The following is an 18,471-nucleotide window of genomic DNA, read 5'->3' as shown; positions in this document are numbered from 1 at the left end:
GGGTCTTTGCTTGGTGCTTCGCATCCGTTGTTGCCCGTCCACTACGTGGCCGTCACTGCCCTGGTCGGCTTTGCTGGCTCGTGGTCGGGGGCGGTTGGCCGCTTGGCGTCGTGGGGTTGGGCCGGTGCGTGGTGGCCCCGGGTCCGTTCGGCGGGGCCGTCTCGTGGCGGCTGTCACCGCCTCGTCGTTGCTCGTCCCCTCCGGGGCCGGGGTCTTTGCTTGGTGCTCCGCATCCGTTGTTGCCCGTCCACTACGTGGCCGTCACTGCCCTGGTCGGCTTCGCTGGCTCGTGGTCGGGGGCGGTTGTGCGTGGGGCGTCGGGGGGTTCGGCCGCTGCGCAGGCGTTCCGGCCTCGTGCGAGTTGGTCGGTTTCCGTTCGGGGTGTGGGTTTGTTGGCCCGGGTTGTGCCTGCGGGGTGTGTGAGGCGCTCGGTTCTCTGGCGGCGTGCGGCCCTTTTTGCCTTGTCGTGCCTCGGTTTCGGCCCTGGGAGCACGAAACCGGCACTCGCCGACCTGCGGGGGTCTGGGTGCCGGGCGAAACCGCAGGTCAGGCTTCGTGTCGAGCCTTGGGAGTCTCGTCGGGATCCGGTTTCGGTCCCGAGGAGAGAGCGGGAGCCGGGAGGGGCTGCGAGACGCGGCATGGCCACCGGCCGCCGAGGCCGCCAAGCGGCCGACCGCCCCCGACCACGAGCCAGGGAAGCCGACCCGGGCAGCAACGGCCACGTAGTGGACGGGCAACAACGGATGCGAAGCACCAAGCAAAAACCCCGGCCCCGGAGGGGACGAGCAACGACGAGACGGCGGCCACCACCACGACCCCGCCCCGCCGAACCGACCCAGGACCAACCCCGCACCAGCCCAACACCACGACGCCCAAGGGACAACGGCCCCCGACCACGAGTCAGGGGAAGCCGACCAGGGCAGTGACGGCCACGTAGTGGACGGGCAACAACGGATGCGAAGCACCAAGCAAAAACCCCGGCCCCGGAGGGGACGAGCAACGACGGCACGGCGGCACCCACCACGACCCGGCCCCGCCGAACGGACCCAGGGCCACACCGCCAACAGCCCAACCGCACGACGCCGAGCGGACAACGGCCCCCGACCGCGAGTCAGAGGAAGCCGTCGAGGGCAGTGACGGCCACGTAGTGGACGGGCAACAACGGATGCGGAGCACCAAGCAAAAACCCCGGCCCCGGAGGGGACGTGCAACGACGAGACGGCGGCCACCACCACGAGACGGCCCCGCCGAACGGACCCGGGACCAACCCCGCACCAGCCCAACCCCACGACGCCAAACGGCCAACCGCCCCCGACCACGAATCAGCAAAGCCGACCCGGGCGGCAACGAAGGTGCGCCATGGGCTGGTTGGCGTGCGGGCACCGCTGCTCCCCGGCAGACTTCTCGCGCCTCCCGTCCGGAAGGGAGCGGATCGGGCGCTTCGATCTCGGGGGTTCGACCGATGCCTACCCTGACCACCCTGCCCGGTTCGGCTCACCCGCGAACGGGCCGACTTGGCGCGCCCGCCCCCATGCGGGGGTTCTTGTGCGCTTCCCGGTCGGGGGGCTCCGGCTCGGCGCTCCTTCTTCCGGTCGACCCGGGCGATCCGCGTTGTCTGTTGCGCGGGATGATTGGGGTGTGAGTGTTGTCGAGTTTGTTTTGCCGCTTGTTGCGCATATCGAGAAGGATGAGCCGCCGGGGCGGACCGACGCGTTGGAGGCCGCCGCCCGGGCGGTACTCGTGTTGTTGGCCGACGAGCGGGCCGCCGACCCCGACGGGGAGTGGCACGACGTCGTCGAGGCCTGGCAGGGGCATCGGATTCGCAAGGTGGTGCGGCGCGCCCGCGGTGGTGAGTGGCGGCGGGCGAGTGCGTTGCCCGGGATCACGGTGGCCGTGCGTACCGCCGAGGTCCGGGTGTACCCGCCGATCCCGCTGGACGGTTGGCCCAAGGACCTGGCCAAGCTGCAGGTCTCGGGCACCGACCTGGCCGAGCCGGCCGCGCCGCCCGCCGCCCTCCCCGGGCAGCCGGTGTTGTGGGTGAACCCGACCCTGGAGATGACCGCCGGCAAGGCGATGGCCCAGGTCGGACACGGCAGTCACATCGCATGGATGCAACTGGACCAGGCCGCCCGCAAGGAGTGGGCGGCACGGGACTTCGACCTCGCGGTCCGGGTCGCCGAGCCGCGTGCGTGGCCGGCCCTGACCACGAGTGGGCGACCGGTCGTGCGGGACGCGGGCTTCACCGAGATCGCGCCGGGATCGTGCACCGTGGTCGCCGACGTCCCGTGGTTGGGCCACTGAGCCCACCGAGCCCACCGAGCCCGCCGAGGACGCCGAGGACGCCGAACCCACCACCCACCACCCACCCGTGACGCTCCGTCACCCGGCAGGCCGATAAACCGGAGCACGCTACCCCCCGGCCCACCCAGCGGATCCGTGTACGCTGCAACCGAGACCCGTACGTGACCGGATCGTCACTGCCTCGGTTCCCACGGCCCACTACGGTAGGTCACAGGCCGGGCCGACCGCCCGGCTCTCGAGCCGCGTGACCAGGGCGACCCCCGGATCCGTCGGCGGATCCGCCGGGGGACGGGTCCCCGACCGCTCCGCGTCCTGCCTCGCTGCTCCGGACACCATGGGCGAGGGGAACCCAGCGCGTGACTCTTCAGGTGATCAAGGACGATCTCCAGGGCTGGACCGTGCTGCACGTGCTCGGAGAGGTCGACTACGCCGTCGTCCCCGAACTCCGAGAACACGTCAGACGCGCGGTCGCCGACGGCGACCATCGCATCGTCCTCGAACTCACCCGGGTCGAGTTCCTCGACTCCACCGGCATCGGCACCCTGGTCGCCGCCCGCCGCCTACTCCGTTCCACCGGCGGGTCGTTGCGCCTGGTCATGCCCAGCAACAACGACCACCACGTCAACCGCGTCTTCACCGCACTCGGCCTGCGTCGGCTCTTCGACGTCCACCCGGACCTCGACGAGGCGCTGTGCGACGACACCCCCACGGACCAGGACCTGAGCGCCGCGGGCTGACCGTCACCGGCCACGGGCCAACGCATCAGGGCTCAGCGCGGGTTGCGCCTGGTGACCCGGCCCTGCGCATCCGCCTCCAGTGAAGCCTTGGCGCCCTGCCCATCCGCCACCGTGACCCGGATGGCCACCACACCGGCCTTCGCCTCGACGTCGATCCGCCACGAAGTGGGGTTGGCGATACCCAACTTGGACTGCGCCTCCCGGACCAGTCCGGGCAGTTTCGGGTACGGCAGCGCACCCACGTTGATCACCGCGTCGGGATCGGCCGGCACACCCAATACGCCGTGCATCGACATCGTCCGTTCATCGATGCCGAACTCGACCGCGCTCCCGGTACGCATCGCGGTCGTCAGCGAGTCGGCCAACCGGCGGATCTCCCCCTCGCTCAACATCGCGTCCGAGGTGGCCGTACCGGAGACGATCGACGGCCCGCCACCGCCCGTGGTCGTGGTCGTCGTCGTGGAACCGGAACCGGAACTCGACGTGGACGTGGACGTGGACGACGTGGACGTCGAACTCGACGTCGTCTCCGACGAACCCATGTGATCGGCCAACTCCGCGCGGAACATCAGCACCACGACCCCGGCGCCCAACAACAGCCCCAGCGTGGCCAGTAGGCAGAACGAGACACCCTCCTCCGGACCGGCGACCGTGGGCGACGGCGGCGCCGAATCCACCGATTCCGTCGCCGCGCGCCGGGCCCACTGCTCGGTGGGCGCGGTGACGATGGTGACCTCCCACGGCTCGTCGGGGCGGTACTCGACGACCACCACACCGCGCACCCGGTAGTCGGCGATGTCGGCCAGGTTGATGTGCTGGCGCATCTTCACCCGGTAGGCCGGTCGCTCGTCCGGTGCGACGGTCAACTCGAACTGGACCGGAATGTCGCCCGTTTCGCCGCCGACCGCCCGTCGGCTCTCGATCACGGCTAGCGCGAGCCGCGCCGCCGGCTGGGGATTCCGGGCCCGCTGGAGCCGTCCGGCGATCGCGCTCACCGTGACCATGGCGAGGCACAGCCCGACCCCGGCCACCACCACCTGCCACCGCGCGATGATCAGCCCGACGACGAAGCAGGCCAGCGAGACACCGAGCCAACACCCGGTCAGCAGTCCGACCGCAGCGGCCTTCAGCCGCGTGCCACGGGGATTGGGGGTCTCGATGATCGCCATGGCGGCGATTGTGCCGGGCGCGGATGGACACCGAAAGGCGCGCAAACGAAATGCGGATCCCGCCGCACGGGACGTGGGGAGATCCCCCGATTCCGGCTCCCGGGCCACCGCCCACGACCCCTTACCTTTCCGTCGGTACCGCACTAATTAGTAGGTACTTGTGGTCCGGAGAGCATCGTTCGAGCATTGAGGGCAGCGGCAGGCGCCACCAGCACCACCAGCACCACCGCCACCAGACCGCAACCACCCCTCCCCTCCCATACTTGGAGACCCCTGTGCCCGATCACCGGAACCACCACCCGAACCAGCACCCGGACCACCACCACCCCAAGCCCCCCGTGACCGTCCTCGGCCTGGGCGCGATGGGTCGGGCCATCGCCGACGCGATCCATCGCGGCGGCCACCCCACCACCGTCTGGAACCGCACCCCGGGCCGGGCCGACGCCCTGGTGGCCAAGGGCCTCGACCTGGCCCCGAGCCCGGCCGCCGCCGTCGCCGCCGCGCCCGTGGTCGTGGTGTGCCTGCTCGACGACGCGTCCGTGCGCGACACGCTGGGCGCGCTGGGCGACGAGTTGGCCGGGCGCCTGGTGGTCAACGTGACCACGGTGACCCCGAAGCAGGCCCGGGAGACCGCCGCATGGGCCGCCGAGCAGGGCATCGAGTACCTCGACGGCGCGATCATGGCCGTCCCGGAGATGATCGGCCTGCCGGTCGCGTCGATCCTGTACAGCGGCTCCGAATCGGCCTTCACCACCCACCGCGGCCTGCTCGAACTGCTCGGTGGCGCGCGCTTCTTCGGCACCGACGCGGGTCGGGCCGCACTGTTCGACCTGGCGCTGCTCGGGTCGATGTACGCAATGTTCGCCGGCTTTGCGCACGGCGCCGCCATGGTGGCGAGCGAGGGCGTTCCGGCGGGCGAGTTCGTCGACCTGGCCGTGCCGTGGCTCAGCGCGATGACCACGGGCCTCCCCGGGCACGCGGCCTACTTCGACAGCGGCGACTACACCGCCGAGACGCAGAGTCTCGACTTCAACAAGACCGCCGTCGACACCATCGCCGAGGCGAGCCGCGACCAGGGCATCGGCACCGACGTGCCGGCCGCCGTACAGACCCTGATCGACCGGCAGGTCGCGGCGGGCCACGGCAAGGAGAGCTTCGCCCGGATCTTCGAGAGCATCCGCCGCCGCCCGGCCGCCGATCGAGTCGGCTGACCCGGCCACCGCTTGGGCCAACCCCGGCGAACCCTTGAATAGTTCACCAGGTTAAGTTACAACACGTAACGTAAATCCAGAGGAGCGCACGCCACAACCCACACCCACGAAGCAATCGCGAGCATCGCGAGCGATGACAAGTAATCGAGCATCGCGAGCGATGACAAGTAATAGGGAGAACGCCCATGGCCGATCTGCTGGTACGCGGAGGCACCGTCGTGGACGGAACGGGGGCGGCCCCGATCCGAGCCGACGTCCGAGTGCGCGACGGGGTGATCGTCGAGGTAGGTCCGGACCTGATCCCCGCGGGCGGCGCGGAGCGGGTGATCGAGGCGGCCGGCGCCTACGTCGCGCCCGGCTTCATCGAGGCGCACACCCACGTGGACGGCGCCATGTGGTGGAACCCGGACCTGGACCCGCTGCCCGCCTACGGCACCACCACGGTCGTCTTCGGGAACTGCGGCATGTCGGTGGCCCCCCTCCGGGAGAGCGCGCGCGAGCCGGTCCTGGACCTGTTCTGTTTCCTGGAGGATCTCCCGCTCTCCGCCTTCCAGGATCGGGTGCCGTGGACATGGGAGCGCTGGCCCGAATACCGCGAAGCGGTCACGGGCCAGGCGGTCTCGGTCAACGTGGCCGGCTTCGTCGGACACCTGACCCTGCGCACCACCGTGCTGGGCGCGGAGGCGTCCTGGTCCCGCGCGGCCACCCCCGAGGAGATCGCGGAGATGGCCGCGCTGCTCGACGAGTCGTTGACTCATGGAGCAATCGGCTTGTCGACCAATGTCTTCGACAAGGATCGTTATCTGCAGCCGGTGCCCACCCGACTGGCCGAGGACGCCGAGTTCGAGGCGCTCGCGGACGTGCTCGCCCGGCACCCCGGGGCCACTCTCCAGCTGATCACCAGGTTCAACGAGCCGGAGCACATCGACGCCGATGTGCAGCGATTCGCCCGAATCTGCAAGCCGCGCGGGATCCGCGCCCAGTGGACCGCGATCCCGTCCACCGTGCGGGAGGACTACCTGCGGGAACAGACCATCGCGCTGCACCGCAGGCTGCGCGCGGACGGCGTCGACTTCTGGCCCAATGTGCCGCATAAGCCGCTGGAGCCGTTCTTCAACTTCGAGCGCGCGCTCACCTTCCAGCGGGTGGCCGCCTGGAACCACTGGATCAACGGTCCGGCCGAGACCAAGTTGGCCACCCTCGCCGATCCGCAGTGGCGGGCGCAGGCGCGCGAAGACTGGGACAACCGCGTCTCGTCGTCGACATCTCGACTCGATCGGCCCGAGTCACTGATCCTGGCGATCTCGGAGACCGGGCACGGCCCGCTGGACATCTCGCTCCAGGAGTACGCGGACCGGGAGGGGCTGCACATCTCCGACGCATTGGCCACCTGGATCGGCGCCAACGGCATCCTGTCCTGCCTGCGCGGCATCCCGGACGCGTTCGACGAGCCGGCGGTGGCCGGGCTCTTCAACGAGCCGCACACGCTGACCAACATCAACGATTCCGGCGCGCACCTCCAGCTGTTCTGCGGCTCGGGCGAGAACGTCTACCTGCTCACCCGCTACGTCCGCGACACCGGCCTGATGAGCGTCGAGGAGGCGGTGCACAACCTGACCGGGAAGCTCGCCGGGTTCTTCGGGCTGCACGACCGCGGCGTGCTCGCCCCGGGCCGGGCCGGCGACCTGGTGGTGTTCGCGCTCGACGAGATCGAGGTGCGGCCGGAGGAGAAGCGCTACGACAACCCGGACGGCTCATGGCGGTTCACCCGCGGCCCGGCCGGCGTGCGGGCCACGGTGGTCGCGGGTGTGCCGACGGTGCTCGACGGCGAACCCACCGGAGCCCGCCCGGGCACGATGGTCGGCCGGGCCTCGCTGCCCGGCTGAGGCCACGACCGAGGGCACGGCCGAGAGCACACGAGAGCACATCCGTCGGCACGACCGCGGACACATCCGTCAGCACACCCGAGAGCACACCCGACGGCAGCGCCCCCCCGGCAGCGCACCCGACGAGATGTCCGACGAGATGTCTGACGAGATGTCTGACGGCGCGTCATATCAACGCGTTTACCCTTGAGGTACGGCGGTGGGTCGACCGACCCACCGCCGTGTCACGGTTTTGTGACGATCCGCCATAGCCGGCGTCAAGCGACGCAGGCCGAAGGGACGCTACGGCCGACGTGATCGACGCCACGGATCCCATACGGGGAGCGGGACCTGCGGCCTCTTCACAGCAGGCATGCGCGGAGGGCAACCTTGTGGACACGGGCAACCGGTTCCACCACCAGGAATGGCTCGATCGGCGTCCGGATTGCGCTGATTTGGGCGAGACCGGCACGTCGTGAGCAATCACCGCCGGAAGCGCGATGGCCCTCCGTCTAGGTAGCATCCGCCGAGTGCCGCCCGTTACCGACGGGCACGCCCCCCGACAAAGGTTCTCGATGAGTGACGATTCCCCCTCGCCGGCATCGGCGGGGTACGCGCCGAGGCAACGGCCGCGCCTGGCCCAGGGAGCTTCTCCCTGGCTGGTGCCGACGGCTGTGACCGGCGCGTTGACCGGTTTGGCCACACTGCGCAACCGGCGCTGGGCCCTCGCGGCCGTGCCGACGCTGGCCCTCACCGGTGGCATGCTGTGGTTCTTCCGTGACCCGGAGCGCACCATCCCCGCCGACGGCGTGATCGCCTCGGCCGATGGCGTGGTCCAGAGCATCGACGCCTGGCCCGACGGCCGCACCCGGATCGCGACCTTCATGAGCCCGTTGAACGTGCACGTGAACCGTGCGCCGCTCGACGGCGTCGTGAAGTCCGTGGAGCACAAAGCCGGCGGGTTCGTCCCGGCGTTCAACAAGGAAAGCGAGCACAACGAACGCGTTGTGTGGATCTTCGACACCGCGATCGGCGATGTGGAGCTGGTGCAGATCGCCGGCACCGTCGCGCGGCGCATCGTGCCGTACCTGGAGCCGGGTACCGAGGTCGCCTGCGGCGATCGGATCGGACTGATCCGGTTCGGCTCGCGCGTGGACGTGTACCTGCCGCCGGGCGTCGAGCCCGCGGTGACCGTGGGACAACGGACAACGGCGGGAGAGACGCGTCTTGACCGGCACTGATTACGACGATACGGCCGACCTGGACGTCGCCGAGCTGAACATTCTCGGCACCCCGGTCGAGGACGATCCGCAGGCGTGCCTGTCCTCGCGGATCTCGGTCGCGGACGTCCTCACGCTGGGTAACGCCGCGTGCGGATTCATGGCGATCTACTTCCTCGCGTGTTCGGTCATGGCGCAGCGCGGCGGCGACGTCGGCGTATCGGCCGAGCGCAGCATGGCGGCGGCGGTGGTGCTGATGTTGATCGGCGCGCTGTGCGACCTGTGTGACGGCATGGTGGCCCGCAAGCTGCGGATGTCCTCGCTGGGCGCGCAGTTGGACAACCTCGCCGACGTGATCACCTTCGGCGTCGCGCCGGCGTTCTTCGTGGTCACCTGGGCGGCCGTACCGCTGAACACCGGGCAGGCGCCCGCGGCGGTCCTGGTCGCGTTGTCCATCCTGATCGCCGGTGTCCTGCGCCTGGCCAGATTCGCGACCACCCCGGGACGCCCCGGGGTGTTCCAGGGCATGCCCATCCCGATGGGCGCGATGACGGTCGTCTCGATCGTGCTGCTCGACCTGCCGTTCACCCCGGCGGCCGTGCTGATCGTGGCGGTTTCCGGGTTGATGGTGAGCCGGATCGAATACCCCAAGCCGACCGGCAACATGGCGATCCTGGTGATGGCCGGCATCGGACTGAGCATGAGCTGCCTGATCGCCTGGGCCGCCGACGCGCCCGGCAGCGAATGGATGCTCAACATGGGCGCCACGACCCAGGTCACCCTGGCCCTCCTGGTACCCGCGATGGCGATGGCCCGCAAGGGCGTCGAACGCATCGGCCTCCGGATGATCCGCTGATCCCTGATCCCTGATCCGCCGGCCACGGCCGCACCCCGCGAACCCGAACGCCGCCACCCACCCGGGTGGCGGCGTTCCGCGTTATCCGCGGCCCTCCCGCGGGTCGTCCGATGCTCTACCCAGCCGATGCCTACCCAGCCGATGCTCTACCCAGCCGATGCCCGACCCAGCCGATGCCCTACCCCAGCCGATGGGCGAGCCCCGTGAAGCGTTTGCCCGCCGACACCGTGCGCACCGCCTGGCCGAGGGCGCGGCGGGAACCGACCAGGACCACCAGGCGTTTGGCCCTGGTGATCGCGGTGTAGAGCAGGTTGCGCTGGAGCATCATCCAGGCGCTGGAGGTCACCGGTACGACCACGGCCGGGTATTCGCTGCCCTGCGAGCGGTGGATGGTGACGGCGTACGCGTGTGACAGCTCGTCGAGTTCGGCGAAGTCGTAGTCGACCTCCTCGTCCTCCTCGGTGCGCACCACCAGCTTCTGGTCCTCCGGCGACAGGGCGATCACCACGCCACCCGTGCCGTTGAAGACGCCGTTCGTGCCCTTGTCGTAGTTGTTGCGGATCTGGGTGACCTTGTCGCCGACCCGGAAGGTGCGGCCACCGAAGCGCTTCTCCGGCAGGCCCTCACGAGCGGGGGTCAGGGCCTGCTGGAGCAGCAGGTTCAGCGCGCCGGCGCCGGCCGGGCCGCGGTGCATCGGGGCGAGTACCTGGATGTCGCGGCGCGGGTCCAGGCCGAACTTGCGCGGGATGCGCCGGGCGACCACATCCACGGTGAGGGTCGCCGCGTCCTCGGTCTCCTCGGCCGGGAAGAGGAAGAAGTCGGCCAGGCCGTCGGTGATCGGCGGGCGCCCGGCGTTGATCCGGTGCGCGTTGGTCACCACGCCGGACTGCTGGGCCTGCCGGAAGATCTGGGTCAGTCGTACCCGGGGCACCCGTTCGGCGGCGAGCAGGTCGCGCAGCACCTCGCCGGCGCCGACGCTGGGCAACTGGTCCACGTCGCCGACGAACAGCAGGTGTGCCCCGGCGGGTATCGCCTTGATCAGCTTGTTGGCCAGCAGCAGGTCCAGCATCGACGCCTCGTCGACCACCACCAGGTCGGCGTCCAGCGGCTTGTCCTGGTCGTAGGCCGCGTTGCCGCCGGGCTGGAGCTGCAACAGCCGGTGTACGGTGGCCGCTTCGCAGCCGGTCAGCTCGGCGAGCCGCTTGGCGGCCCGGCCGGTGGGCGCGGCCAGGATCACCTTCGCCCCACGCGCCCGGGCCAGTTCGACCACGGAGCGCACGGTGAAGCTCTTGCCGCAGCCGGGGCCGCCGGTGAGGACGGCGACCTTGGCGGTCAGCGCGAGCCGTACGGCCTGTTCCTGCTCGGCGGCCAGCGCGGTGCCGGTACGTCCGCGCAACCACCCGAGCGCCCGGTCCCAGTCCAGCTCGGCGAACGCCGCGAGCCGGTCCTCCCGGGCCCCGAGCAGCGCCCGGACCCGCCCCGCGAGGGACAGTTCGGCGCGGTGGAAGGGCACCAGGTAGACCGCCTGGACCGGATCCCCCTGCGTGCCCGACACCGTCACCGGCCCGGGCAGTTCCTCGCAGACCACCCCGTCCTCGCCGATCAGCTCGTTCAGGCAGCGCACCACCAGGTCGGAGGGCACGTCCAGGATCTTCACCGCCTCGGCGACCAGGACGTCGGCGGGCAGGTAGCAGTGGCCGCCGTCGGTGCCCTCGGACAGCGTGTACTGCAGGCCGGCCTTGATCCGCTGCGGCGAGTCGTGCGGTATCCCCACCGCCTTGGCGATCGCATCCGCCGTCTTGAAGCCGATCCCCCACACGTCGGCGGCCAGCCGGTAGGGCTCGGTACGCACCACGTCGATCGAGGCGTCGCCGTATTCCTTGAAGATCCGCACCGCCGGCGACGTGGAGATGCCGATGCCCTGGAGGAAGACCATCACCTCCTTGATCGCCTTCTGCTCCTCCCACGCGGCGGCGATCAGTTTGGTGCGCTTGGGTCCCAGGCCCGGCACCTGGATCAGCTGCGTGGCGTCCTCGTCGATCACGTCGAGCGAGCGCACGCCGAAGTGCTCGACGATCCGGTCCGCGGTCTTGGGGCCGATGCCCTTGATCAGTCCGGATCCCAGATAGCGGCGGATGCCCTGCACGGTGGCCGGCAGCACGGTGCTGAAGGAGTCGACCTGGAACTGTCGGCCGAACTGCGGATGGCTGCCCCAGCGCCCGCGCATCCGGATCGACTCGCCGGGTTGGGCGCCGAGCAGCGCGCCGACCACGGTGAGCAGTTCGCTGCCGTGCCGGCCGGTGTCCACGCGGGCCACGGTCCAGCCGTTCTCGTCGTTCTGGTAGGTGATGCGCTCCAGTACGGCATCGAGAACGGCCCCTCCCGCGGCCCCGGTTTCGGCGCCGGGCGGCCCGCCCGGCAACGTGCCTGTCATGTCGCCCGAGCGTAGTCAACACACCCGACAGAGCGACTGGAACACGTTCTCTTTTTGATCTTGGAAACCATTGACCGTGTCACATATCGGCGGTACCTTCCGGGGACTCCATGCTCCGAATGCCCAGAGCCGCAAACGTTTTCCGCAGCTCGAAAACCGATAGGACACACGCATGCCCGTCATCAACGAGCAGGTCGAGGTCGCTGCCAGTCCCGAGGCCGTGTGGGCGAAGCTGACCGACTACAGCGTCTTCGGCGAGTGGATGGTCCCGCACGTCGAGTTCCCGGCCGGCGCGCCGGAGAAGCTCGAAGCGGGCGTGACCTACGACGAGAAGATGAAGCTGATGGGCTTCCCGGCGGACATCAAGTGGACGATCAAGGACGTCGAGCCGGGCAAGTCCCTCTCGCTCGACGGCAAGGGCCCGATGGGCGTGATCATGACCGAGACGTTCATCGTCGAGGCCGCGGGCGAGGGTTCGGTGTTGCGGATCGAGTCCGAGGTCAAGGGCGGCGCGGTACAGATGATGGCCGGCAAGGTCACCAAGGCCACCCAGGAAGCGCTGATCGAGTCGCTGGGCAAGTTCGCCGCACTGGTCAAGTAGGCGCGCGGCGCCATCGCGCCCGTCAAGCCACACCCGGACCATCCACACGGTGTCCGCACCCGTGTGGATGGTCGTTCCCGTCCGGGGCCCGCCGCGCCCGACCCGCTCGCCTGGAACAATGGCGATCCGTCGTCGAGCGCCGCGAACCCCTCGGAGGGACCTGACGTGCCGTCAACTTCCGCCCACTTCCCGTGGACCCTGCATCGGACCCGGCTCGCCAACGGTCTGCGCGTGGTGGTCTGCCCCGATGCCACGGTGCCGCTGGCCGCGGTCAACCTCTGGTACGACGTGGGCTCGCGGCACGAGGTCGAGGGCAAGCACGGCTTCGCCCACCTCTTCGAGCACCTGATGTTCGAGGGCTCGGCGCACGTCGACAAGGGCGGCCACTTCGCCGCGATCGAGGGCTGCGGCGGGGACGGGATCAACGCGTCCACCAGCTCGGACCGGACCAACTACTACCAGACGGTGCCCTCCGGCCGGCTCGACCTCGCGCTGTGGCTGGAGGCCGACCGGATGGGCTCGCTCGCGCTGACCCAGGAGACCCTGGACAACCAGCGCGAGGTGGTCAAGAACGAGCGCCGGCAGCGCTACGACAACGTGCCGTACGGCGACTGGGCCGAGGAGATGATGGCCCTCGCCTACCCGGCGGGCCACCCCTACGCCAGTTCCACGATCGGCTCGATGGCCGAGCTGGACGGCGCCGAACTCGCCGACTTCACCGCGTTCCACGAAACCTACTACGCGCCGGACAACGCGGTGCTGACCGTGGTCGGCGACGTGGACCCGGAACACGTGGTCGCGCTCGCCGAGCAGTACTTCGGCGGCATCGCGCCACGCGGCTCCTTCCCGCAGCCCACCCCCGCGCCGCTGCCGCCGCGCTTCGGCGCCGGGCGGCGGGTGCGGCTGCATCGGGACGTGCCCGCGCCGCGCCTGTTCCTGGCCCACCGGGCACCACGCTTCGGCACCGCGGACTCCCCCGCCTCGGTCGTGCTGGCCTCGGTGGTCGGGCGCGGACGCGGCAGCCGGCTCTACCGCGAGCTGGTCACCGCACGCCAACTGGCCCAGGCCTCCGGCGCGTTCCTGTCCGCGTGGAGCCATCTGCACTTCGAATCGGTACTGATGGGCGCCTGCGCGCCCAGCGAGGGCGTCGACCAGGGCGAACTCCTGGACGCCTACGTCGAGGTATGCGACGAGGTCGTGCGCGACGGGGTGACCGAGGCCGAACTCGACCGGGTCCGGGCCATGTTGTCCGGCGACTGGCTGCGCGAGTTGGCCACCGCCGGCAGCCGCGCGGACGCGATCGGCCGGTTCACCACCCGATTCGGCGACGCCGAGTCGATCCGCGACCACCTGGACCGACTGCTCGCGGTCACCGTCGAGGACGTGCACCAAAGCGCGCGCGAGATCCTGCACGAGGACAACCGGATCGTCCTCGAATACCTGCCCGAGGCCGCCGAGGCGGGCGCCGACATCGACACCGACGAGCCGGAGGCCGCCGCATGAGCGCCCGACACACCCTGGTCGCCGAACGACCCACCGGCACCGAGCCGCGCCCCTACCGCTTCCCCGAGGTGCGTCGGGTGCGGGTGGCCGGCGGCGAGGTGATCGGCGCGCACCTGCCCGGCCGCAGTCTGGCCTGGGCCAAGCTGCTGATGGAAAGCGGCGCGCTGCACGAACCGGCTGGCCTGGACGGCCTGGCCCGGATCACCTGCTCACTGCTCGACGAGGGCAGCCTGGACCGCGACGCGGACACGTTCGGCCTGGCCGTCGAGGCACTCGGCGCGCAGTGGCGGCTGGCCTGCGGGTGGGAGACCCAGGAGGTCGGCGTCGACCTGCCCGCCGATCGGCTCGCGGCGGGCCTGGACCTGGTCGCCGAGGCGGTCCGCCGACCGGCGTTCACCGAGGCCGACGTCGAGCGTTTCCTGGCCGACCACGTCCGCTCCCTCAAGACGTCCTGGGCCCAGCCCGGCACCCGCGCCCAACTCGCCTTCCGGCGCGCGCTGTTCGGCGACACCCGACTCGGCGGCCTGCTCGGCGGCACACCCGACACCGGCGCCGCGCTCGACGCGGCGGCGATCCGGTCCTTCCACGCGAGCCGGATGACCGCGCCCGGCACCCTGGCGGTGGTCGGCGACCTGGACACGGTCGACCTGGCCGCCCTGGGCCGGATCGCCTTCGCCGACGCCGACGGCGTCGCGGTCCGCGCGGACATCGTCCCGTACACCGGCGCCCCCGCCACCAAGCGGGCGATCGTGGTGAACCGCCCCGGCGCGGTGCAATCCGTACTGCGCATCGGACACGCGGCGGCCCCGCGGACCACCCCCGACCTGATCGCCATCGAATTGTTCGCCGACGTGCTCGGCGGCAGCTTCGGCTCCCGGCTCAACCACCTGCTGCGTGAGGTCAAGGGCTATACGTACGGCGCGCACGCGAACTTCGGCCACGGTCGCCGCTCGGGCTCGTTCACGGTCTCCGCGTCCGTACACACCGAGGTGACCGCCGCCGCGATCGTCGACGCGATCGGCGAGATCCGCCGGATGCACGCCGACGGCGTCACCGCCGCCGAACTGGCCGCCACCCGGGCCCACTCGCTCGGCAGCATGCCGATCAACCTGCAAACCCCGGGCGGCATCGGCGGCCGACTGATCGAGGCGATCGTGCACGACCTCCCCGACGACCACGTGACCCACGAATACGCCGAGATCCTGGCCACCGACCTGGACACGGTCAACCGGGCGGCGGCCCACCACCTGCGCCCCGACGAACTCGCGGTGGTCGTCGAGGGCGACGCGGACCGCATCGTCCCGGACCTGCACGCGGCGGGCTTCGAGGTGGTGTCGGCCGACGTCTGAGCGGACGCGTCTCACTCGGGCGCGTCGGCCGCGAACACCTGCCGGTAGCCGCTCCACACCGCCGGTCCCAGGTCCTGCGGCACATGCGGGGGGAGCGGCCACATCGGGCCGCTCACCTCGCACAGGACCAGGTGCAGGCCGGGGCCGGCGTCGAACCAGCGCAGGCCCACCGCGCCCGGGGCGCGCAGGAGTTCGGCCACCGCCTCCTCGTGCAGCCACCGACCCATCGCCGCGCCCGAACCGTGCGCGGTCAGGTGCAGGAGTTTGTCGCCGGCCGGGAACAGCCGGCTCGCCGACACGTTGGGCCACCGCCGGATCTCCCGGCAGTCCAGGCGCGACGAGGTGACCGCGCCGATCAGTTCGGGCGGCAGCGGGGCGCCCACCAGGTCGTCCGCGGCGCCGCCGAGGTCGGCCGGCAGACCCACGTGCCGCAGGTCGTACACGGTCAGGTAACGCGCCGCCGGCGGCCCGCCGTCGGCCTCACCGTTGCCGAACGCCCCGCACAACACGAAGCGCCGCGCCCGCCGGAAGCCCGGCAGCCGCAACACCTCGTCGTGATGCCGGTCGCACCACGGGGAGAACGTGCCGTCCAACGCCTCGGGCAGATCCGAACGCAGGTGCAACAGCCCCGCACCGGTGGGGAACCCGTCCAGGTCGAGACGCGGTATCGCGGGCTGGTCGGACATGGTTTGCGCCTCCCCCGGTGCCCTCACGCTTGGTTGTCCCTGGCGCAGGCGGGAACTGACGGAGGGTCATAGCGTTGTTACCCATCGGTTCCCGAAAGCATGTGCTCTTTGCCGAACATCCGGGCCGCCTCGCGCGCGCTCGGCGTGCCCGCGTCCGGGTCGGCGCCGGCCGCGACGAGCGCGTCCACCACGTCCGCCTCGTTCTTGAACACCGCGCCGGCGAGGGGCGTCTGCCCCCGGTCGTTGGCCCGGTCCGGATCCGCGCCGCGCGCGAGCAACACGCGTACCGCGGCGGCGTGTCCGTGGTACGCCGCGAGCATCAGCAGCGTGTCGCCGCGGTCGTTGGCCAGGTTCGCGGACAACCCGGCGTCCACGTAGCGACCGAGCAACTCGCCGTCGCCGGTCCGCGCCGCCTCGAACATCCGCCCGGCCAACTCCTCGATCCGGCGCTCGTCCTCCGCGGAAGGCTGCTCCGCCGGCTGTTCCGACTGCTGCTCACCCATGACCGACCTCCGCGTGCGTGATCTCTCGTGGGTTCGGCCCCGGCACGTCGCCCGAACCATCCCGCTTCCGAACCTATCGGGTGGCGCGCCGGGTATGCGGTGTGGTGCGCGCGGACCCGCGTGTGAGAATCGGTCCAGTCGCGGCCCCGGGGCCCCGGATCCGAAGGAGACGGCTGTTGCGTCATCAGCACCATCTGGACCTCGACGCCTACTTCGCGCGCATCGACTGGTCGGGCGAGCGGGCGCCCACCTGGGCGACGCTGCGCTCCCTGCACCTGGCACACGTGATCGGCATCCCGTTCGAGAACGTCGAGGTCGTGCTCGGCGGCGTACCCTCGCTGGCGCCGGCCGACCTGGAGGACAAGCTGGTCCGCCAGGGACGCGGCGGCTACTGCTTCGAACACAACCTGCTGTTCGCCGGCGTCCTGGAGGCGCTGGGCTTCGGCGTCACCCGGCTGTCCGCGCGGGTGCGGATGGGCACGGACGCGATCCGCCCGCTGACGCACATGTTGCTCGCGGTCGAGGTGCCCGGCGAGGAGCACCCCTACATCGCCGACGTCGGCTTCGGCAGCGGCGGCCTGTTGGAGCCGCTGCCGCTGCTCCCGGGCGTGGCCGGCCCGCAGGGCGCGTGGCGTTTTCGGCTGGTGCGCGAGGACGACCTGTGGCTGCTACAGACCGTGTATGGCGACGACGGCTGGTTCACCGTGTACGCATTCACCCTGGAGCGCCGCGAGTTGGTCGACTTCGAGGTGGCCAACTGGTTCATCGCCACCCATCCGCGATCGCCGTTCCGGGACACCCTGCGGGTCCAGCGCAGCGGCCCGCACGAGCGCGCGTATCTGGAGAACCGGCGGCTGACCGTGGTGCGCAGCGACGGCTCGCAGGAGGCGCGCGAGTTGACCGACGACCACGAGGTACTCCGCCTCCTGGTCGGCCACTTCGGCCTGCTGCTGCCCTGGGACACGGTCTTCCCGAAGCCGACCGAACAACCCGCACCCGCACCCGCCCCCGCCCCCCGCCCCGCAGAGGAGCACTGAGACCCATGGCGTTCGACAAGCAGGTACAGGTCACCCACGAGCTCTACGACTACATCCTGGACCACTCGCTGGCGCCGGACGACGTCCAGCGCGGCGTGATCGAACGCACCAGGGAGCTGGGCCGGTTCGCCAATCTGCAGATTCCGGCCGAGCAGGGCGCGCTGCTCACCCTGCTGGCCGGGGTGATCCGGCCGAAGGTCGCGGTCGAGGTGGGCACGTTCACCGGCTACTCGGCACTGTGCATCGCCAAGGGCCTGGCCGAGGGCGGCCGGCTGCTGTGTTGCGACGTGTCCGAGGAGTGGACCGAGATCGCCCGCGCGGCCTGGCAGAAGGCGGGCGTGGCGGATCGTATCGACCTGCGCATCGCACCGGCCCTGGAGACGCTGGACGCGCTGCCTTCGCACCCGCACATCGACCTGGCCTTCCTCGACGCGAACAAGGACGGCTACATCGCCTACTGGGAGGCCCTGGTCCCGCGAATGCGCCCGAACGGCCTGCTGATCGCCGACAACGTCCTCTACAGCGGCCAGGTGACCAGGCCCGAAGGCGCCCCGACCCCCGAGGCCGTACACGCGTTCAACGAACACGTAAAAGCCGACCGCCGAGTCGAGCCGGTAATCCTCCCCGTCGCGGACGGCATCACCTTGGCCCGGGTAAAGGGCCTCGACGAGGCCTGAGCCGGGGCCGGCCGGGCAGGCCCGGGCCAGTGGGGTGGGCCCGGGCCGGTGGCACAACCGCAGCGGAAAGCAGGAGTCGCGGGCGCGGGTCGCGGGCGGAGCGAGCGAGGCGGAACGCAGGTCGCAAGCGCAGCGAGCGGGGTTGGGCGCCAGCCGCATGCGCAGTGGCCGAAGTGTGTGCCGGAGGCGGTTCGGGGCGTTGCTGCCTGTTGGGTTGCTTTGCCGCCGGTCCGCCTCGAAACCGCAGCCGGTCCGCCGACTTCCGTGCGCAGCCGCCTCCGCGGGCCGCGGGGCCGGATCGGGCCGGCCCGCAGCCTGCAGA

At 70.8% G+C, this 18,471-nt stretch carries 15 protein-coding genes; 11 read left to right on the top strand and 4 right to left on the bottom strand.

Going from position 1 to position 18,471, the window contains the following annotated elements; genetic code table 11:
• The first annotated feature begins 1,638 nt into the window (after positions 1–1,638).
• The gene (locus ABIA38_RS44160) at positions 1,639–2,301 is read left to right on the top strand and encodes a peptidyl-tRNA hydrolase (protein WP_424644703.1); all 663 of its coding nucleotides are present in this window, start codon (positions 1,639–1,641) and stop codon (positions 2,299–2,301) included.
• A gap of 356 nt (positions 2,302–2,657) precedes the next feature.
• Positions 2,658–3,038, top strand: coding sequence for an STAS domain-containing protein (locus tag ABIA38_RS44155; RefSeq protein WP_424644702.1), 381 nt, complete (start codon positions 2,658–2,660; stop codon positions 3,036–3,038).
• A 32-nt stretch (positions 3,039–3,070) separates the two neighbouring features.
• On the opposite strand, the gene ABIA38_RS44150 is transcribed toward ABIA38_RS44155, so the two are convergent.
• Positions 3,071–4,207, bottom strand: coding sequence for a hypothetical protein (locus ABIA38_RS44150; protein ID WP_424644701.1), 1,137 nt, complete (start codon positions 4,205–4,207; stop codon positions 3,071–3,073).
• Between the two features lie 275 nt (positions 4,208–4,482).
• Between ABIA38_RS44150 and ABIA38_RS44145 the strand changes: the two genes are divergently transcribed.
• The 4 genes from ABIA38_RS44145 (at position 4,483) to pssA (ending at position 9,359) form a co-directional block, all read left to right on the top strand.
• Entirely contained in the window at positions 4,483–5,418 is a 936-nt protein-coding gene (locus tag ABIA38_RS44145) for an NAD(P)-dependent oxidoreductase (protein WP_424644700.1), read from the top strand.
• Between the two features lie 185 nt (positions 5,419–5,603).
• Positions 5,604–7,304, top strand: coding sequence for an N-acyl-D-amino-acid deacylase family protein (locus ABIA38_RS44140; RefSeq protein ID WP_424644699.1), 1,701 nt, complete (start codon positions 5,604–5,606; stop codon positions 7,302–7,304).
• A 554-nt stretch (positions 7,305–7,858) separates the two neighbouring features.
• Complete coding sequence (locus ABIA38_RS44135) at positions 7,859–8,524, top strand: phosphatidylserine decarboxylase (protein WP_424644704.1); 666 nt, start codon at positions 7,859–7,861, stop codon at positions 8,522–8,524.
• Positions 8,511–9,359, top strand: a complete 849-nt coding sequence (pssA, locus tag ABIA38_RS44130) for a CDP-diacylglycerol--serine O-phosphatidyltransferase (RefSeq protein ID WP_424644698.1) — start codon at positions 8,511–8,513, stop codon at positions 9,357–9,359. The genes ABIA38_RS44135 and pssA overlap by 14 nt, the downstream gene beginning before the upstream one ends.
• A gap of 178 nt (positions 9,360–9,537) precedes the next feature.
• On the opposite strand, the gene ABIA38_RS44125 is transcribed toward pssA, so the two are convergent.
• Entirely contained in the window at positions 9,538–11,793 is a 2,256-nt protein-coding gene (locus ABIA38_RS44125; protein ID WP_424644697.1) for an ATP-dependent RecD-like DNA helicase, read from the bottom strand.
• A 172-nt stretch (positions 11,794–11,965) separates the two neighbouring features.
• Here ABIA38_RS44125 and ABIA38_RS44120 point away from each other — a divergent pair, with 172 nt between their 5' ends.
• The 3 genes from ABIA38_RS44120 to ABIA38_RS44110 all read left to right on the top strand — a co-directional run bounded on the left by ABIA38_RS44120 (position 11,966) and on the right by ABIA38_RS44110 (position 15,246).
• Positions 11,966–12,394 carry a type II toxin-antitoxin system Rv0910 family toxin gene (locus ABIA38_RS44120; protein WP_424644696.1) on the top strand — a complete coding sequence of 143 codons (429 nt, stop codon included), beginning with the start codon at positions 11,966–11,968 and terminating at the stop codon, positions 12,392–12,394.
• Between the two features lie 165 nt (positions 12,395–12,559).
• Entirely contained in the window at positions 12,560–13,897 is a 1,338-nt protein-coding gene (locus ABIA38_RS44115; RefSeq protein ID WP_424644695.1) for a M16 family metallopeptidase, read from the top strand.
• Positions 13,894–15,246: a M16 family metallopeptidase gene (locus ABIA38_RS44110; protein ID WP_424644694.1), complete on the top strand. Its 1,353-nt coding sequence runs from the start codon at positions 13,894–13,896 to the stop codon at positions 15,244–15,246. Before ABIA38_RS44115 ends, ABIA38_RS44110 begins: the two co-directional genes overlap by 4 nt.
• 11 nt (positions 15,247–15,257) lie before the next feature.
• Here the strand turns inward: ABIA38_RS44110 and ABIA38_RS44105 are convergent, their stop codons facing one another.
• Entirely contained in the window at positions 15,258–15,932 is a 675-nt protein-coding gene (locus tag ABIA38_RS44105; RefSeq protein ID WP_424644693.1) for a hypothetical protein, read from the bottom strand.
• Positions 15,933–16,009: 77 nt separating this feature from the next.
• Positions 16,010–16,435, bottom strand: a complete 426-nt coding sequence (locus ABIA38_RS44100) for an ankyrin repeat domain-containing protein (protein ID WP_424644692.1) — start codon at positions 16,433–16,435, stop codon at positions 16,010–16,012.
• A 176-nt stretch (positions 16,436–16,611) separates the two neighbouring features.
• On the opposite strand from ABIA38_RS44100, the gene ABIA38_RS44095 reads away from it, so the two are divergent.
• Both ABIA38_RS44095 and ABIA38_RS44090 read left to right on the top strand, forming a co-directional pair.
• Positions 16,612–17,472, top strand: a complete 861-nt coding sequence (locus ABIA38_RS44095) for an arylamine N-acetyltransferase family protein (protein ID WP_424644691.1) — start codon at positions 16,612–16,614, stop codon at positions 17,470–17,472.
• 5 nt (positions 17,473–17,477) lie between these two features.
• Positions 17,478–18,149: an O-methyltransferase gene (locus tag ABIA38_RS44090; protein WP_424644690.1), complete on the top strand. Its 672-nt coding sequence runs from the start codon at positions 17,478–17,480 to the stop codon at positions 18,147–18,149.
• The last annotated feature ends 322 nt before the right edge of the window (positions 18,150–18,471 follow it).

The sequence above is a fragment of the Embleya sp. AB8 genome (genome assembly GCF_049739465.1).
Classification (GTDB): Bacteria; Actinomycetota; Actinomycetes; order Streptomycetales; family Streptomycetaceae; genus Embleya.
The sequence above is the reverse complement of the archived record's forward strand: the minus strand, read 5'-3'. Positions and strand labels throughout refer to the sequence as shown.

Coding starts and splice junctions, on each gene's coding strand:
- ABIA38_RS44090 (WP_424644690.1), top strand. CDS start 17,478: ATGGCGTTCGACAAGCAGGTACAGGTCACCCACGAGCTCTACGACTAC.
- ABIA38_RS44135 (WP_424644704.1), top strand. CDS start 7,859: ATGAGTGACGATTCCCCCTCGCCGGCATCGGCGGGGTACGCGCCGAGG.
- ABIA38_RS44140 (WP_424644699.1), top strand. CDS start 5,604: ATGGCCGATCTGCTGGTACGCGGAGGCACCGTCGTGGACGGAACGGGG.
- ABIA38_RS44110 (WP_424644694.1), top strand. CDS start 13,894: ATGAGCGCCCGACACACCCTGGTCGCCGAACGACCCACCGGCACCGAG.
- ABIA38_RS44120 (WP_424644696.1), top strand. CDS start 11,966: ATGCCCGTCATCAACGAGCAGGTCGAGGTCGCTGCCAGTCCCGAGGCC.
- ABIA38_RS44100 (WP_424644692.1), bottom strand. CDS start 16,435: ATGGGTGAGCAGCAGTCGGAACAGCCGGCGGAGCAGCCTTCCGCGGAG.
- ABIA38_RS44105 (WP_424644693.1), bottom strand. CDS start 15,932: ATGTCCGACCAGCCCGCGATACCGCGTCTCGACCTGGACGGGTTCCCC.
- ABIA38_RS44150 (WP_424644701.1), bottom strand. CDS start 4,207: ATGGCGATCATCGAGACCCCCAATCCCCGTGGCACGCGGCTGAAGGCC.
- ABIA38_RS44125 (WP_424644697.1), bottom strand. CDS start 11,793: ATGACAGGCACGTTGCCGGGCGGGCCGCCCGGCGCCGAAACCGGGGCC.